12 protein-coding genes are annotated in these 15132 nt (G+C 69.4%); 7 read left to right on the top strand and 5 right to left on the bottom strand.

The features are described from left to right. Window positions 1-4 precede the first annotated feature (4 nt). On the bottom strand, window positions 5-787 hold the full coding sequence (locus tag AVL48_RS22315) for an alpha/beta fold hydrolase (RefSeq protein WP_143104956.1): 783 nt from the start codon (window positions 785-787) through the stop codon (window positions 5-7). Between AVL48_RS22315 and AVL48_RS22310 the strand changes: the two genes are divergently transcribed. Continuing rightward, a complete protein-coding gene (locus tag AVL48_RS22310) occupies window positions 786-2228 on the top strand; it encodes a M1 family metallopeptidase (protein WP_061989332.1) in 1443 nt (480 codons plus the stop codon). The genes AVL48_RS22315 and AVL48_RS22310 overlap by 2 nt on opposite strands. Before the next feature lie 55 nt (window positions 2229-2283). On the opposite strand, the gene AVL48_RS22305 is transcribed toward AVL48_RS22310, so the two are convergent. Further along, window positions 2284-3480, bottom strand: coding sequence for an FAD-dependent monooxygenase (locus tag AVL48_RS22305; protein ID WP_167386344.1), 1197 nt, complete (start codon window positions 3478-3480; stop codon window positions 2284-2286). 61 nt (window positions 3481-3541) lie between these two features. Here AVL48_RS22305 and AVL48_RS22300 point away from each other — a divergent pair, with 61 nt between their 5' ends. Further along, window positions 3542-3850 (top strand): antibiotic biosynthesis monooxygenase family protein, encoded by a 309-nt coding sequence (locus tag AVL48_RS22300; protein ID WP_061989337.1) that lies wholly within the window; start codon window positions 3542-3544, stop codon window positions 3848-3850. Further along, window positions 3843-4676 carry an SIR2 family NAD-dependent protein deacylase gene (locus AVL48_RS22295; RefSeq protein WP_061989338.1) on the top strand — a complete coding sequence of 278 codons (834 nt, stop codon included), beginning with the start codon at window positions 3843-3845 and terminating at the stop codon, window positions 4674-4676. The genes AVL48_RS22300 and AVL48_RS22295 overlap by 8 nt, the downstream gene beginning before the upstream one ends. Here the strand turns inward: AVL48_RS22295 and AVL48_RS22290 are convergent. Continuing rightward, the gene (locus AVL48_RS22290) at window positions 4652-5635 is read right to left on the bottom strand and encodes an endonuclease/exonuclease/phosphatase family protein (RefSeq protein ID WP_061989340.1); all 984 of its coding nucleotides are present in this window, start codon (window positions 5633-5635) and stop codon (window positions 4652-4654) included. The genes AVL48_RS22295 and AVL48_RS22290 overlap by 25 nt on opposite strands. 170 nt (window positions 5636-5805) lie before the next feature. On the opposite strand from AVL48_RS22290, the gene AVL48_RS22285 reads away from it, so the two are divergent. Together AVL48_RS22285 and AVL48_RS22280 are read left to right on the top strand one after the other, a co-directional pair. Further along, window positions 5806-6783: an ATP-binding cassette domain-containing protein gene (locus AVL48_RS22285; protein ID WP_061989342.1), complete on the top strand. Its 978-nt coding sequence runs from the start codon at window positions 5806-5808 to the stop codon at window positions 6781-6783. Next, window positions 6780-7580 carry an ABC transporter permease gene (locus tag AVL48_RS22280; RefSeq protein ID WP_061989343.1) on the top strand — a complete coding sequence of 267 codons (801 nt, stop codon included), beginning with the start codon at window positions 6780-6782 and terminating at the stop codon, window positions 7578-7580. The genes AVL48_RS22285 and AVL48_RS22280 overlap by 4 nt, the downstream gene beginning before the upstream one ends. 161 nt (window positions 7581-7741) lie before the next feature. Here the strand turns inward: AVL48_RS22280 and AVL48_RS22275 are convergent, their stop codons facing one another. Beyond that, window positions 7742-10936 (bottom strand): AfsR/SARP family transcriptional regulator, encoded by a 3195-nt coding sequence (locus AVL48_RS22275; protein ID WP_061989345.1) that lies wholly within the window; start codon window positions 10934-10936, stop codon window positions 7742-7744. A gap of 194 nt (window positions 10937-11130) precedes the next feature. On the opposite strand from AVL48_RS22275, the gene AVL48_RS22270 reads away from it, so the two are divergent. Both AVL48_RS22270 and pcp read left to right on the top strand, forming a co-directional pair. Next, entirely contained in the window at window positions 11131-12546 is a 1416-nt protein-coding gene (locus AVL48_RS22270) for a M1 family metallopeptidase (protein WP_061989347.1), read from the top strand. Window positions 12547-12573: 27 nt separating this feature from the next. Next, window positions 12574-13209: a pyroglutamyl-peptidase I gene (pcp, locus tag AVL48_RS22265; RefSeq protein ID WP_061989349.1), complete on the top strand. Its 636-nt coding sequence runs from the start codon at window positions 12574-12576 to the stop codon at window positions 13207-13209. A gap of 106 nt (window positions 13210-13315) precedes the next feature. On the opposite strand, the gene AVL48_RS22260 is transcribed toward pcp, so the two are convergent. Continuing rightward, the gene (locus AVL48_RS22260; protein ID WP_061985529.1) at window positions 13316-15085 is read right to left on the bottom strand and encodes an Hsp70 family protein; all 1770 of its coding nucleotides are present in this window, start codon (window positions 15083-15085) and stop codon (window positions 13316-13318) included. Window positions 15086-15132: the final 47 nt, after the last annotated feature.

The raw sequence follows: 15132 nt of genomic DNA, 5'->3' as shown, positions 1-15132 counted from the left end.
AGGGCTACCCGATGACGTCGGAGAGGAACGCTTCGACGGCACCGAGATAGGTCTCCGGCGCTTCGTCGTGCACCACGTGCCCGGCGCCTTGGACGACGATGTGCCGTCCGAGGCCGCCGGGCACCCGCGCGGCCAGTTCGGCCTGCTGACCGTGGGGCATCGCCGTCCGCTCGCCCTCGATGGCGAGCAGTGGGCACTTGACGCGCTCGACGTACTCCCAGAAATCGCGCCGCCCCCATTCCGCGGCGATCTCGTACAGATCCGGAAGCGACGCGATCAGGTGATAGCCGTCCTCGCGTTCTTCGACGCATTCGATGAAGTAGTCACCGGTTTCGCCGAAGAACTCGCGCACGTGGGCCAGCGAGCGGAACGGGACCGGCCAGGATTCGAAGTAGCCACGCCATTCGTCGACGGTCCGCCCGCGCTGGTCCGGCGCGAAGTCCTCGCAGACCACGGCGCGGACGAGGTCGGGATGCATGGCGGCGGTGACCCAAGCGTGCAGGCCGCCCATCGAATGGCCGATCAAGACCGCGGGCTCGTCGAAGGTCCGCAGCACCGCGGCGACGTCGTCGCCGAAGCGCTCGGTGCGCCACGGTCCGCCACGCGGGCCACGGCCGTGCCCGCGCGCGTCGAGGCCGTGGACACGCCCGTATGGTTCGAGCCTTCGCGCGACCCACCACCACGTCGTCGCCCTGCCCATCAACCCGTGCAGGAGGACGATCGGTGGCCCGTCACCGCCGAAAGTGATCAACCCGTCGCGCTGAATCACCACTAAGCTCCCCTCCATGCGCAGCCGTGTCCCCGCCGCCGGTCTGGTCCTGGGGGTCGTCAGCGCCCTGATTATCGGTTGCAGCGTCGATGATCCCCCCGCCGCGCCCCCTCCTCCGCCGCCGATGAACCCGGTGCCGGGCGCCTCCGGCGCGGGCGACCCGTACTACCCGATGGACGGAAACGGCGGTTACGACGCCGTGGAATACCAGGTCGGGATCACTTACGATCCCACCAAAGGGCGGCTCGACGGCGACACCACGGTCACCGCGAAAGCGACCCAAGACCTCAATCGGTACAACTTGGACTTACGCGGTTTGACGGTGCAATTCGTTGAAGTGGAGGGGAAACCGGCGAAGTTCGCCCGCGAGGGCGAATTCGAGCTGGTGGTGACGCCCGCCGAGCCGATCCGGAACGGGACCACTTTCAGCACGAAGGTCGTCTACGGCGGTGACCCGTCGGCGACGCCCAAGGCGGGCGGCAGCGAGAACGGCTGGCAGAAGTCGAAGGACGGCGGCGCGTTCATCGTCGGCGAGCCGCATTCGGCGTCGTTCTGGTATCCCGTCAACGAAACGCCGCGCGACAAGGCGATGTTCACTCTCACCGCCCGGGTGCCGGACGGCTGGACCGTCATCTCGAACGGACGCGAGATCCAGAAGGCCACGGCCAACGGCTGGTCGACGACGTCCTGGCAGGAACGCACGCCCATCGCGGCCTACCTGACCACGGTCGCGATCGACAAGTTCACCGTCGACCGGATGTCGCTCCCCGACGGGACGCCGCTGGTCAACGCGTACGCGCCGGGCGCGGAGGACCGCCGCGACACCGGCAGGCGGCTGCCGGAGATCATCGGCTTCCTGACGTCGAAACTCGGGCCGTACCCGGTCGACGCGGCGGGTGGGATCTACCTCGACGAGGACATCCACTTCTCGCTGGAGACCCAGACCAGGCCGACCTACGCGAAGTGGGCCGACCTGATCACCGTGGTGCACGAAACCGCACACCAGTGGTTCGGCGATTCGGTGACGCTGAATTCGTGGTCCGACGTCTGCCTCAACGAATGCCTCGCCTCGTACGCGCAATGGCTGTGGCAGGAATCGCGGGACAACGAGAACCTCGACGACCGCTACCGCGCCGCGCTCGAGATCATGCGGAGCAGCCCGGGCTTCTGGGCGTCGAAGCTGGTCGACATGGGGACCGGTCAGGAGTTCCACGGCGTGTACGACAAGGGCATCCTGGCCATCCACGCGTTGCGGCGGAAGATCGGCGAAGGGGCTTTCGCGCGCCTGCTGAAGGAGTGGCCGGCGGCCCACCGGAACGCCAACGTCTCCTGGGCGGACTTCGAGGCGTTCACGATCAAGCTCTCGGAACAGAACCTGCGGCCGTTCTTCGACGCCTGGTTCCACGGCACGGTGATCCCGCCGGAGGCCGAACTACTGCCCGGCACCCTGCGGGGCTAGCCCCCACCCGCATTCAGTCCTCTAAATGCATGTCGCGGCACGCGGTGGAACGCGTTCAGTCCTCTGAATGCGGGTAGGTGGGGAGGTCGATGCCGCTTACGACGTCCTGCATCTTTCGCGAGGCCAGAGCGGCGATCGGCTTGAAGCGCATCGCCCGCATGGCCAGGTACTGCGTCCGCAACGCCGTCCGCGACTTCGCGAAGACCGTCTTCGCGTTGGCCCGCCCCATCGCCTGCGTCTTTTCGACGAAATCGCGCATGATCGCCTCGTACCGCTTGAGCCCGGTGCCGAGGTCGGCGGCGAGTTCACCGGCGAGAACGTACGCGCCGACGAACGCCAGGCTCGTGCCCTGGCCCGAAAGCGGCGAGGGGCAGAAGGCGGCGTCGCCCAGCAGCCCGATCCGGCCGCGCGACCAGGAGTCCATGATCACCTGGGCGCACGAGTCGAAGTAGAAGTCCGGCGCGTCGTCCAGCTGGTTCAGCAGCCAGGGCGCCTCCCACTCCATCCCGGCCGCGAACCCGCGCACCAACGCCTTCTGTGCCTCGACGTCGCGATAGTCGTAGTCGACCTTTTCCGAGGCGAACCCGAAGTACCCCATCGCGACCTCGCCGTCGCGGACGCCGCGGATCCCGGCGGACCGGCCGACGTCGGTGAAGCCGATCGCCCAGTCCCGCAGGCCGAGCCGGTTCGGCACGGTGAAGAACGCCAAGTACGCACCGAGGTGCCGCACGTAGGCCGACTCGTCGCCGAAAGCCAGCGCGCGCACTCCCGAATGCAGCCCGTCCGCCCCGATGACCAGGTCGAACGTCCGCCGCGCCCCACTGGCGAAGGTGACGTCGACGCCGTCGGCCCGCTCGTCCAGCGCGGTGATCCGATCGCCGAAGACGTACTCCGTCTTCTCCTTGGTCGCCTCGTACAGCACTTCGGTCAGGTCGCCGCGGAGGATCTCGATCTCGGCGATGAGGCCGTCGCCGCCGAAGTCGTCTGCGCGCAGTGTGGCCTTCGTGCGGCCCTTCCGGTCGACGAGCGTCTCGCCCTTGGTGTCCGTGCACGCCGCGCGGATGCGCTCGTCCAGCCCCATGCGGCGGGCGACTTCCTTGGCTGTCCCGCGGAGGTCGACGGCCTGGCCGCCGGGCCGCAAGGACGGCGCGCGTTCGACGACGGTCACTTCGAAGCCGTATCGGGTGAGCCAGAAGGCCAAAGCGGGACCGGCGACACTCGCGCCGGAGATGAGAATCTTCGCGTCCACCATTCTCCGGAAGGTCCCACGCATCACATCGCGGCGCAAAAGAGTTTCGCCGTAGGCTGGCGGCATGGCAGTCGTGAAGATCAACGCGATCGAGGTCCCCGAAGGCGCAGGCCCCGAGCTGGAGAAGCGGTTCGCCGCGCGGCTGCACGCCGTCGACAACCAGCCCGGCTTCCTCGGCTTCGAGCTGCTCCGCCCGGTCTCCGGCGAGAGCCGCTACTTCGTCTACACCAAGTGGGAGTCCGAAGAGGCGTACCAGGCGTGGGCGTCCGGCCCGGCGCGGGAGGCGCACGCGGGTGAGCGCGCGAAGCCCGTCTCCAGTGGGGCGAAGCTGCTGGAATTCGAGGTCGTCCAAGCTTCGAAGCCGGGTGAGTGAGCTCGAACGAGCCGCGGAACTGATCGACGGCGCCGGCGCGCTGCTCGTCTGTGCCGGCGCCGGGATGGGCGTCGACTCCGGCCTGCCCGATTTCCGGGGTGACGAAGGTTTCTGGAAGGCGTATCCGCCGTACGAACGGCTGGGCATCAGCTTCGTCGAACTGGCCGACCCGCGGCATTTCGCCGAAGATCCCGAGCTGGCCTGGGGTTTCTACGGGCACCGGCTCGCGCTGTACCGCGCCACCGTCCCGCACGCGGGGTTCCGGCTCCTGCTGTCCTGGGGAGCGCGGAAACCCGGCGGCACACGCGCCTTTACGTCCAATGTGGACGGTCAGTTCCAGAAGGCGGGCTACCCGCACGTGGCCGAGGCCCACGGGTCCATTCACCACCTGCAATGTCTCGACCGGTGCACCACCGACATCTGGCGGGCGGACGAGGTCGAGGTCCCGATCGACGAAAACACGATGCGCGCGCTGAAGCCACTGCCGTCGTGCCCGCACTGCGGCGGCCTCGCGCGGCCCAACATCCTCATGTTCGGCGATTACGAGTGGCTCGATCACCGCAGCCAGGCCCAGCTCGACGAGCTGACCGCGTGGCGGCGCGCGCATCGCGACCTCGTGGTGGTGGAACTCGGCGCCGGGCAGGCCGTGCCGACGGTGCGGCGCTATGCGGAACTGGCCAGCGCCGCGACCGGCTCACTCATCCGGATCAATCCGCGTGAGCCGCAGGTCCGGCACGGCCGGGGTGTCTCATTGGCGAGCAACGGCCTCGAAACCCTCGAAGCGCTGGACGCGCTGCTCACTCAGGGCAGGACGACCTCGGCGTAGACGGCGTCGTGATCGCTGCCCGGCATCTCCAGCACCTCGAAGTCCGCGATGGCCGCCCGCTTGTCCGCCAGCACGTGGTCGATCGGCACCGGCGGCACCATGCCGTTCGTCCAGGTCCCCGTCAGTGCCTTCCCCACCTGATCGGCCGCGTCCACGTATCCCCTGGTCAGCAGCTCACGGAAGAGCGCGTGGTCGACGCTGGCGTTGAAGTCGCCCGCCAGAATGCGGATGTCGTGCTCGGCATCGGCGTAGGGCAGGTCCTTCGCTTCGTCGACCCATACGTGCCTGTCCCACATCGGCGCGGCCGGATGGACCGCGACGACCTCGATCCGGACGCCGTCGCCGAGGTCGATACTCGCGCTCGGCTGCTTGGAGTTCGAAGCGCCGGTCAGCTTCAACGGCGTGAGCGGGTACTTCGACACCAGCCCGGAGCCGGACGCCCACGCAGCCGGGTGCAGCACGTGGAACGGCAGGATCTCGAACAGCCCGGCCCGCTCCAGCTTCGTGACCGCCTCGGGCGTCATCTCGGTCAGGCTCAGGACGTCGACCTGGTGTTCCTTCACGTAACCGACGATCTTGCCCGGGTCCGCCCGTCCCCCGAGCATGTTCGACGCCAGCACGCGGACGTGCTTCCCGCCGAGTGCCTTCTGTTCGGTCGCGAAGGCGCGTGGCAGCACCAGCGCGGCGATCGTGAAGGTCAGCACGAGCGCGACGACCCCGGTCCACCAGCGGCGCAGCCCGAGCGCGAGGACGGCGAGAACCAGCGTCGCGACGCCCGCGTACGGCGTCAGCGCGAGTGCCGCGATCGTGTACGTGTTGCCGTCGTAACCGACGAGCCGCAACCCCGTCAGCGCCGCGAACGGCACGACCGCCCCGATGAGCAGCCCGCTGACCAGCGTCCCGCGAGCGCCACCACGCGTCCGGCGGACGACCGCGGGCGCCCGTTCTTCGATCACCATGTCGTCGAGTATGCCGATCGACGGCGGCGTGACGGCGCTCTACACAACACCTTCACAACCTCCTCACACCGCGTCTACCAGCGCTTATCAGCCCCTGCCAGCGCGCTGTGCGCGGTCTGCCAGTCGTGGCGGGCACCTTTGTCCGCGGGGCGAGATCCACAGGAGGAAACATGTCGCACGCGATCAGGGCCGAGGGCCTGGTCAAACACTATGGGGAGACGAAAGCACTCGACGGGGTCGATCTGGAGGTCCCGGCGGGCAAGGTGGTCGGGGTGCTGGGGCCGAACGGCGCGGGGAAGACGACCGCCGTCCGGATCCTGGCCACCCTGATCCGGCCGGACCGCGGCCACGCGAGCGTGTTCGGCTACGACGTCGTCAAGAACCCGATGGCGGTCCGCAGCATGATCGGGCTGACCGGGCAGTACGCGTCGGTCGACGAGGACCTCTCCGGCACGGAGAACCTCGTCCTGATCGGCAGGCTGCTGGAGCTGTCGAGGGCGGACGCGAAGAAGCGCGCTGCCGACCTGCTGGAGCGGTTCGAACTGACCGATGCCGCCGGACGCGCGATCAAGACCTACTCGGGCGGCATGCGGCGGCGACTCGACCTCGCCGCGAGCCTGGTCGGCCGTCCCAAGGTGCTCTACCTGGACGAACCGACCACCGGTCTCGACCCGCATGCCCGCAACGAGGTCTGGGCCGTGGTCCGGACGCTGGTCGCCGACGGGACGACGGTGCTGCTCACCACGCAGTACCTGGAAGAGGCCGACCAGCTGGCCGACACGATCACCGTGTTCGACCACGGTCACGTCGTGGCGAACGGGCGGGCCGACGAACTCAAGCGGCGGACCGGCGGCCAGACGCTGCAGGTCCGGCCGAGCGCGCTCGGCGATCTCGACGCCGTCGAGCGCATCCTGACCGGGCTCACCGGGGCCCGGCCGAACCGGGACGACGACACCGGGTTGCTCACCGCGCCCGTCGCCGACCCGGTCCTGCTGTCCACCCTGGTCCGCAAGCTGGACGAAGCCGGGATCACCGCGGACGAGCTGGCGCTGCGGCTGCCCAGCCTCGACGAGGTGTTCCTCGCGCTGACCGGCAAGAAGACCGACGAGTCCACAAAGGACACCACTCCGGAAGGGAGCCTGGTATGACGACCATCGCCGCGCCCGCCCCACCACGGCGCGTTTCCCTGTCCAGCGGCGTTCAGCACGGGCTTTCCCTTGCCTGGCGCGGCATCCTGAAGATCCGGAAGAATCCGGAGCAGCTGGCCGACGTCACCATCGCGCCGATCATCTTCCTCGTCATGTTCGTCTACCTCTTCGGTGGCGCGATCATGGGCAGCACCGAGGGTTACCTGCAGATGATCGTGCCCGGCATCATGGTGTTCAACATCCTGCAGGCCAGCATGACCGTCGGCGTCCAGCTCAACACCGACGTCACCAAGGGCGTGTTCGACCGGTTCCGCGCGATGCCGATCTCCCGGTCCGCGCCGCTGGTCGGCGCCGTACTGGCCGACATCGTGCGGTACCTGGTGTGCATCACCGTGCTGATGATCGTCGCGACGATCATGGGCTACCGGATCCAGACCGGGCCGGCGGAGTTCGTGCTCGCCGTCGTGCTGGCCATCGCGTTCGCGCTGTCGTTCTGCTGGGCGTCGGTGTTCGTCGGGATGCTGGTGAAGAGCCCCGGCGCGGTGCAGGGCCTGATGTTCGTGGTCCTGATGCCGCTGACCTTCGGCAGCAACGTCTTCGTGCCGACCGGCACCATGCCCGGCTGGCTGAAGGCGTGGGCCGACATCAGCCCGGTGACGCAGATGTCCGACGTGCTGCGGGGGTTGATGAACGGTGGCGCGATCGCCGGTCCGCTGACCGGCTCGCTGATCTGGATGGCGGCCGCGATCGCGGTCTTCTTCCCGCTCGCCACCTGGGCTTACCGGAAGCGCGTCTAGAGATGTCGTGAGTGTTTCGTCACCCGCTGGTGGGACGTTGAGTGCCTTCCCCAGTACATGATGGCCCCCTTCCTTGCGCTAGGCGCAAGGAAGGGGGCCATCATGTACTTCACGCCAGCAAGACCGCAGGTGACGAGTAGGTACCTAAAAGAGGGTTCGTTCTAACGACCCGAATCACCCACGACATCTTTCACCCAGGTGAGCAACGCGTCCCGGGACAGTTCCGCGTCCTGGACGAGCAGGGCTTCGTAGCGCTCCTCGCCGAAATGCTCGCGGAGATCGTCGGTCAATTGCCGGATGGCGGGCTCGCCGAGGTCGAGCCTGCCGCGGACGAGCTTCGCCGCGCCGAGCAGGCGAACGGCGACGTCCGGACGGCCCTGCCGGAACCGGATCAGACCGACGACCTCGACGATCCGCCCGAGATCGGGCATGTCGCCCCGCGCCACGGTGGACCTCACGACGATCGCGGCGGCGCGCTCGGCCGCCTCCAGATCTCCGGCGGCCAGAGCGACTTCCGTGTCGATGTACCCGCCGAACTCGTCGGCGAACATGCCAGGGAGCGGCACCTTGTCCATCGACTCCCGGAACCGGGCGGCGACCTCGCGCGCCTCGGCGACGCGGCCGGCGCGGCTGAACAGATCGGCCTTGCCCACCAGCACCATCACCGCGAGCTGGTCGTTGCCCGTGTCGATCGCGTACCGCTCAGCCTCGCGGATCTCGCGCATCGCCGTGTCGAGGTCACCCGCCCGCGCGTACTCCGTCGCGAGCCGCCAGCGCTGCTGGATCACGTCGTCCTGCGAACCCAGTTCGAGGGCGAGGGCGAGCCCCTGCCGGTACAGCGAAAGCGCGGCTTCGTGGTCGCCGGACATCGAGATGTCGGACGCCTTCATCCCGACCGCCATCGCGGTACCCCAGCGGTCGCCCACGGCCGAGAACCCGTCGAAGGCCCTGTCCCGCGCCTGGTCAGCGCCCTCGGAGTCACCTTGGTCGGCGAGGATGAAGCTTTGCGCCCACGACGCGGCGGCGCGAGCCCACGGATCCGGGCTCGACAGCGCACGCGTCACCTCCCGGTGGGCCAGTTCCCTTTCCTTGCAGAAGAACGCGAGCATCGGCAGGCCGAGGGCCAGCCCGGCGACCCGTTCGTACGCCTTCGTCCGCACACAGTGGTCGATGAGCGCGAGTCCCTCCACGGGGTCGCCGACCCCGGGTGCCATCGCCATCATCGCGCGGATCGCCCGGAACGCGGCGGCGAAATCTTCGGCCAGCCTGTCACCGAAGGCGAGCACCTCGGCGACGAACGCCTCCGCCCGGTCACTGTCACCTTTGATCAGCCAGTACCAGAAGATGCCGCTGAACAGGCGGGTCGTCATTTCGACGTCGTCGGCGTCGATCGCCTGACGCAACGCGGTCACGATGTTGCCGTGCTCGGCGTCGTACCGCGAGATGGCGGTGAGCTGGTCCCTTGTCCGCAGCGACGGCTCCAGCCGCTCGGTGAGCTCGGCGTAGTAGCGGTGATACGCCTTCGTCAGCCGCTCTCGCTCTTCGGCCTCGTCGAGCCGTTCCGCCGCGTAGGCCCGGATGGTCTCCAGCATGCGGTAACGGGGCTCGCCCTGGTCACCGGCCACCGCGTCCACAATGGACTTCTCGACGAGCGAGCCGAGGACGTACAGGATGTCTTCGGCCGGCAGGTCGTCACCGGAGCAGACGGCTTCGACCGCTTCGACCTCGGCACCGGCGCCGAACACCGACAGGCGTCTGGCGAGGACGCGTTCGGCGTCGTCGAGCAGGTCCCAGCTCCACTCGACGACGGCGCGCAGGGTGCGCTGCCTCGGCAACGCCGTCCGGCTGCCCGAGGTCAGCAGGCGGAACCGGTCGTCGAGGCGCTGCGAGATCTGCGCGACGGTCATCGAACGCAGCCGCGCGGCGGCCAGTTCCAGCGCCAGCGGCATCCCGTCCAGCCGTCGGCAGATCTGCGCGACGTCGTCCACGGTGGACTCGTCGAGGACGAAATCCGGGCGCACGGCCACCGCCCGGTCGACGAACAGCCGGATCGCGCCCGCCTCGGCCGCCTGCGGAACGGTCGGCTTCCCGTCCGGTACCGCCAGCGGGCCGAGCGGGCACAGCGTCTCGCCGTCGATGGCCAGCGCCTCGCGGCTCGTCGCGAGGACTCGCAGGGTCGGCACGCGTCGCAGCAGGGTGTTCACCAGCTCCGCGGCCGCGTCGACCAGATGTTCGCAGTTGTCCAGCACCAGTACCGACTCACCGGCGCCGAGCGTCTCCACGACCCGGACCAGCGCGTCCACCGGGCGCCGCATCGGCTCGCCGCCATGTGAAAGCCCGAGGTCCCACAGTTCCAGCGCCGCGAAGACCGCGCCGGGCAGGTCACCCGGGTCGCGGACACCGGCGAGCGGGACGAACCAGACGCGGCCGCGCGCGTGTGCCGGATGCCGCGTCGCGACCTCGGTGGCCAACCGGGTCTTCCCGGCGCCGCCTGGCCCGACCAGCGTCACCAGCCGTGCACCGGCGAGGAGTTCGGCGACCAGCTTCAACTCGTCGTCGCGGCCGACGAAGCTGGTCAACCGCACCGGAAGATGGTCGGCGGCCGCGGGCGGCGGGCCGAGTTCCCCGCGCAGCGCGGCGAGGTGGAGCCGGCGGAGTTCGGCCGAGGGATCGACGCCCAGCTCGTCGGCCAGTGCCGTCCGGACCTCTTCGTAGACGGCGAGCGCGTCGGACTGCCGGTCCGCCGCGCACAGCGCCCGGATCCACAGCCCGGCCAGGCGTTCGCGCAGCGGATTCCGCGCGGCGGCCTCCTTGAGATCCGCGAGGACCCGGTCGTGCCCGCCGATCCGGATCTCCGCCTCGAAGCGATCTTCAGCGGCTTCGAGACGCAGGTCTTCAAGTCGCGTCGCCGGCGCCTGCGCGAAGGGGGCTTCGAGCACGTCGGCCAGTGCCTCACCGCGCCAGAGACCGAGCGCCTCGGCGAGGATCGCGGCCGCGGCCGAGTCCCGGCCCGCCGCCAGCTCGGCGCGGCCCTCCGCCGCCAGCCGTTCGAAACGGAAGACGTCGACGTCCTCGCGGGCGATGTCCAGCCGGTAGCCGCCGGGGCCCGAATCGAGGGTGACGTCGTCGGCACGCAGTACCTTGCGCAACCGCGAGACCAGGGATTGGAGTGCGTTCGCCGCGTCGGAGGGCGGTTCCTCGCCCCAGAGACCGTCGATGAGCGCCGCCGCCGGGACGCCGCGGCCGGGGTCCAGCGCGAGCCTGGCCAAGAGCATGCGGAGGCGGACACCGCCGATGTCGACCGGGGTGCCGTCACCGGCCTCCGCTCCGACCGGGCCCAGCAGCGTCACACGCACGGCCCCAGCTTTCCAGAACCCGCGACCGGTCAGCCCCTAGGCTGTGCATCTCAAAGCGCGCTGTCCCGGTTTCCAGGCTCTGCTCAAGCGACGGAAGTGGGGATTATCCGGGCACGGAGGAGCTTTCCGGGCGGACGGCCGAGGTCACGGGGTTAGGTTCGGGACCAAATGACAGCCGATCGACTGGAGCGTGAATGAGGAACCGGAGTGTGGCCGTCATCGCCGCCGTTCTGGCCGCGAGTGTCCTCGGCGGTGGGACCGCCCTCGCCGACACCGGCAAACCCGGCGCCGACGGCGCGGGCGACAGCTACTATCCGCAGGACGGCAACGGCGGCTACGACGTCGGCGACTACAACCTGAAGATCGGCTACGAACCGGCGACCAAGCAGCTCACCGGCCTGCAGACGATCACCGGCCGGGCGACACAGGCGCTCAGTTCGTTCAACCTCGACCTGCACGGGCTGACCGTCGACTCGGTCAGGGTCAACGGACGGACGGCGACCTTCACACGGACCGGTGACCACGAACTGGTCATCACCCCGGCCCGCCCGCTGCGCGTCCGCGAGCGGTTCACCGCCGAGATCGCTTACCACGGCGTCCCGCAGCCCATCGAGGATCCGTCGCTGGGCCCGAACGGCTGGCAGTACGCGAAATCCGGCGGCGCGTTCGTCGCGGGCGAGCCGAAGTCCGCGACGACCTGGTACCCGGTCAACGACACCCCGCGCGACAAGGCGACCTTCCACCTCGCGATCACCGTGCCCTCGGAATGGGGCGTCATCTCGAACGGCCGCGAGCGCGGGCAGTTCAAGGGCGACAAGGGCACCACGTACGTCTGGGCCGAAGAGACCCCGGCGGTGCCGTACATGACGACGGTCGCGATCGACAAATGGGAGTTCGAGCGGACGAAGCTGTCCGACGGCACCCCGGTCGTCAACGCCTACGCCCCGGGCACCCCCGCCGCGACCAAGCAGGCCGAGGCGCGGCTGCCGGAGATCATCGACTTCCTGTCGTCGAAGTTCGGCCGGTACCCGGTGGACGCCGCGGGCGGCATCTTCCTCGCCGAGCCGATCGGGTTCTCGCTGGAGACGCTGAGCAGGCCGATCTACTCGGGCGCGGCGGGCAACGTCCCGACGATCGTGCACGAGAACGCCCACCAGTGGTGGGGTGACTCGGTCGCCGTCGACAAGTGGAAGGACGTCTGCCTCAACGAATGCTTCGCCTCGTACGCGGAGTGGATGTGGTCCGAAGCGAAGTCGGGCCAGGACCTCAAGGCGCGCTACCTGTCCGCCGTGCAGAAGGCGACGGACCGGTTCTGGGCCGGGAAACTGTACGACATGGGGCCCGGCAACGAGTTCACGTACGTGTACTCGAAGGGCCCGGTGGCGCTGCACGCGCTGAAGAACTACATCGGCGCGGCCCCGTTCGACCGCGTCCTGAAGACGTGGCCGGCCCTGCACCGGGACGGCAACGCGAGCCTGCCGGAGTTCCAGAAGTTCGCCGAGCGCGTCGCGCACAAGAACCTCCAGGGTTTCTTCGACGCGTGGTTCTACGGCAACACCAAACCGGCGCCCGAGTTCCTCTACCCCGGGGACCTCAAGCCGGCCGCCTGACGTCCGTCACACGTTAGGGTGAGTGGCATGACGTCCGTGCTCCTCACCGGCTTCGAACCGTTCGGCGGTGAGCGGGTGAACCCGTCGTGGCAGGCGGTTTCCCTGCTCACCGGCCGGCGGCGCGACACCGTGGCCGTCGAGCTGCCGTGTGTGTTCTCGCGTTCGCTGATCACCTTGCGGGACGCCATCGACGAATACCGGCCGGAACTGGTGATCTGCGTCGGCCAGGCGGGCGGCCGCCCCGACGTCACCCCGGAACGCGTCGCGATCAACCTGATCGACGCGCGGATCCCGGACAACGCGGGCTCGCAACCCGTCGACGTCCCGGTGATCCCCGGCGGGCCCAACGCGTACTTCACGACACTGCCGGTGAAGGCGTGCGTCGCGGGGATCAAGCACGCGGGCCTTCCGGCGTCGGTCTCGCACACCGCGGGGACGTACGTGTGCAACCAGGTCTTCTACGGGCTGATGCACTTGCTGGACAACGACTTTCCCGGCGTGCGGGGCGGCTTCGTGCACGTTCCCTACACGCCGGAACAAGCCGCGCGGACGACGGCGCCGAGCCTTGCCGTGCATCGGGCGGCGGAGGCGCTGGGGATCATCGTGGACACCGCGCTCTCGGTGACCGAGGATCTTTCGACACCGGCGGGCACCCTGCACTGAGCGGTTCGTGCTCGGTACAGGTGGTCGTGAGTGGCGATTCGGGTTAGAACCCGAATCGCCACTCACGACCACCTGTACCGAAGACCGAACCGCCGCTCTCGACCGCTCAGGGCTTGAGCTGTGCGGTGAAGAAGTCGACCATCTCCTGCGTCGTCCGCGCGGCCCCGTCGCGGCGGGTCGAGACGAGCATCGCGCTCAACGGCGCGTCATCGGTCCCGAAGAGCACGATGCCGCTTCGCTTGCCGACACCGGCCAGGTAGCGGCCACGCAGCCCGTCGGCGGCCCAAGTGCCTTCCACGGGCTTGCCCTTGGTCATCTGCCGCCGCGCGTCGGCCTCCAGGCCGGTCATCGCGACACCTTGGTAGTAGTTGATCGCGTTCGACGCCTCGTCGCTCTTGAACACGCAGGTGACCGCGGACGGGGCTCCCATCGCGGCGGCCGCCTCCGGCGCGTCCCGGCAGGCGTCCCGCTGCGGGATGACGGCGGCGATCCGGCGGAGACAGTCCGTGAACCCCTGCGCGTCCTTCTGGCCCGGTTGATCGCAGTTCGGCTTCTGTGCCGGAACGGCGGGGTTCGGCGCCGCGACGGGTTCGTCCTCGCCGCCGGTGAGCAGGACGATCGTCGTCACGATCGCCGCGAGGGCCGGCGCGATGACGCCGTACGCCGTGGGCTTCCGCCAGTTCGGGCCGGGCGGTGGCGGGGGCGGCGTCCACCGCGGCGGTTGGGGGCGCCGAGGTGGCTGCTGGACGGGCCGCTGCTGCACCGGTGGTGAGACCGGCGCGAACGCGGGCACGGTCAGCTGGGAGTCCTCACCGCCCGCCGGCACGTGGTGCAGTCCGAACGCGACCGCCGTCTCCGGCTGGTCCTGTGTCGTCGGCGCGATGCGGAGCTGGTTCGCCAGCAGGCTCGCCAGCAACGGCATCCGGCTCGGCCCGCCGACGAGGTAGACGCCGCCGAGCTGCGCGGGGGTGAGCCCGGCGCGATGGATCGTGGTGGCGAGGAGTTCGGCACTGCGCAGGAAACTCGGCCGGACGAGCGCCTCGAGTTCCGTCCGCGTCACCCGCACGTCCCCGAACGGCTCCGGCATCGGGATCTCGGTCTGCTGATGCCGGGACAGGCTTTCCTTGGCGTCACGGACATCCTGGAGCAGCGAGCGGCGCGTCCGGCGGTCCCCGATCGACTGCGGGCGCAGCACCCGCTGCCACACCGCGGGATCGGAATGCGAGACCTCGCGGCCGATGTGGACCAGCAGAGCCTGGTCGATGTCGAGGCTGCCGAGGTCGGGCAGACCGTCCTCGGCGAGCACGGCGAACCCCTGCGCGCTGACCCCGACGACGGCGCAGTCGAAAGTGCCCGCCCCCAAGTCGTACACCGCGATCGGACCGGGCGGCCGGACCTGGCCGTGGTTGAGCGAGGCGTAATGCGCGGCGGCGGCGACCGGCTCGGGGATCAGCAGCGTGGTCCCGAATCCGGCCTTGAGCGCGGCGTCGCGGAGGATCTGCTTGCGGTCCGGGCCCCAGCCCGCCGGATGGGAGATGCGCACCTGCGCGGGCAGACGCTGGAGGAGCAGCTCGGCCTCCTCGCCGACCCGGCGCAGGACAGCGGCGAAGGCGTCGGCGATGGGAAGCGTGACGTCGCCGAGCTGGAGAGCACCCTCGTCGATGCGGCGCTTCGGATTCGCTTCGAACCGGCTCGGATCCAACCTGGCACGACGTTCGGCGTCGCGGCCTACGAAGACGGTGCCGTCCTTGTCGACGTAGATCGCCGACGACATCGTCACCGATCCGTCGATTTCGACGACCTGCGTCCCCCTGCCGTGGATCGAGAGCACCCCGACCGTGCTGGAGGTACCGAAATCGATCGCCAGAACGTCCACCTGACCCCCTCCCGGACCCGGTGGCATCGTCTCACGCGGCGATCGGC

The sequence above is a fragment of the Amycolatopsis regifaucium genome, from assembly GCF_001613935.1.
GTDB classification, from domain to species: Bacteria; Actinomycetota; Actinomycetes; order Mycobacteriales; family Pseudonocardiaceae; genus Amycolatopsis; species Amycolatopsis regifaucium.
The sequence above is the reverse complement of the archived record's forward strand: the minus strand, read 5'-3'. Positions and strand labels throughout refer to the sequence as shown.

Bases quoted from the DNA above. Each gene is read 5' to 3' on its own strand.
- AVL48_RS22310 (WP_061989332.1), top strand. From the start codon at position 786: ATGCGCAGCCGTGTCCCCGCCGCCGGTCTGGTCCTGGGGGTCGTCAGC.
- AVL48_RS22315 (WP_143104956.1), bottom strand. From the start codon at position 787: ATGGAGGGGAGCTTAGTGGTGATTCAGCGCGACGGGTTGATCACTTTC.
- AVL48_RS22305 (WP_167386344.1), bottom strand. From the start codon at position 3,480: ATGGTGGACGCGAAGATTCTCATCTCCGGCGCGAGTGTCGCCGGTCCC.
- AVL48_RS22300 (WP_061989337.1), top strand. From the start codon at position 3,542: ATGGCAGTCGTGAAGATCAACGCGATCGAGGTCCCCGAAGGCGCAGGC.
- AVL48_RS22290 (WP_061989340.1), bottom strand. From the start codon at position 5,635: ATGGTGATCGAAGAACGGGCGCCCGCGGTCGTCCGCCGGACGCGTGGT.
- AVL48_RS22285 (WP_061989342.1), top strand. From the start codon at position 5,806: ATGTCGCACGCGATCAGGGCCGAGGGCCTGGTCAAACACTATGGGGAG.
- AVL48_RS22280 (WP_061989343.1), top strand. From the start codon at position 6,780: ATGACGACCATCGCCGCGCCCGCCCCACCACGGCGCGTTTCCCTGTCC.
- AVL48_RS22270 (WP_061989347.1), top strand. From the start codon at position 11,131: ATGAGGAACCGGAGTGTGGCCGTCATCGCCGCCGTTCTGGCCGCGAGT.
- pcp (WP_061989349.1), top strand. From the start codon at position 12,574: ATGACGTCCGTGCTCCTCACCGGCTTCGAACCGTTCGGCGGTGAGCGG.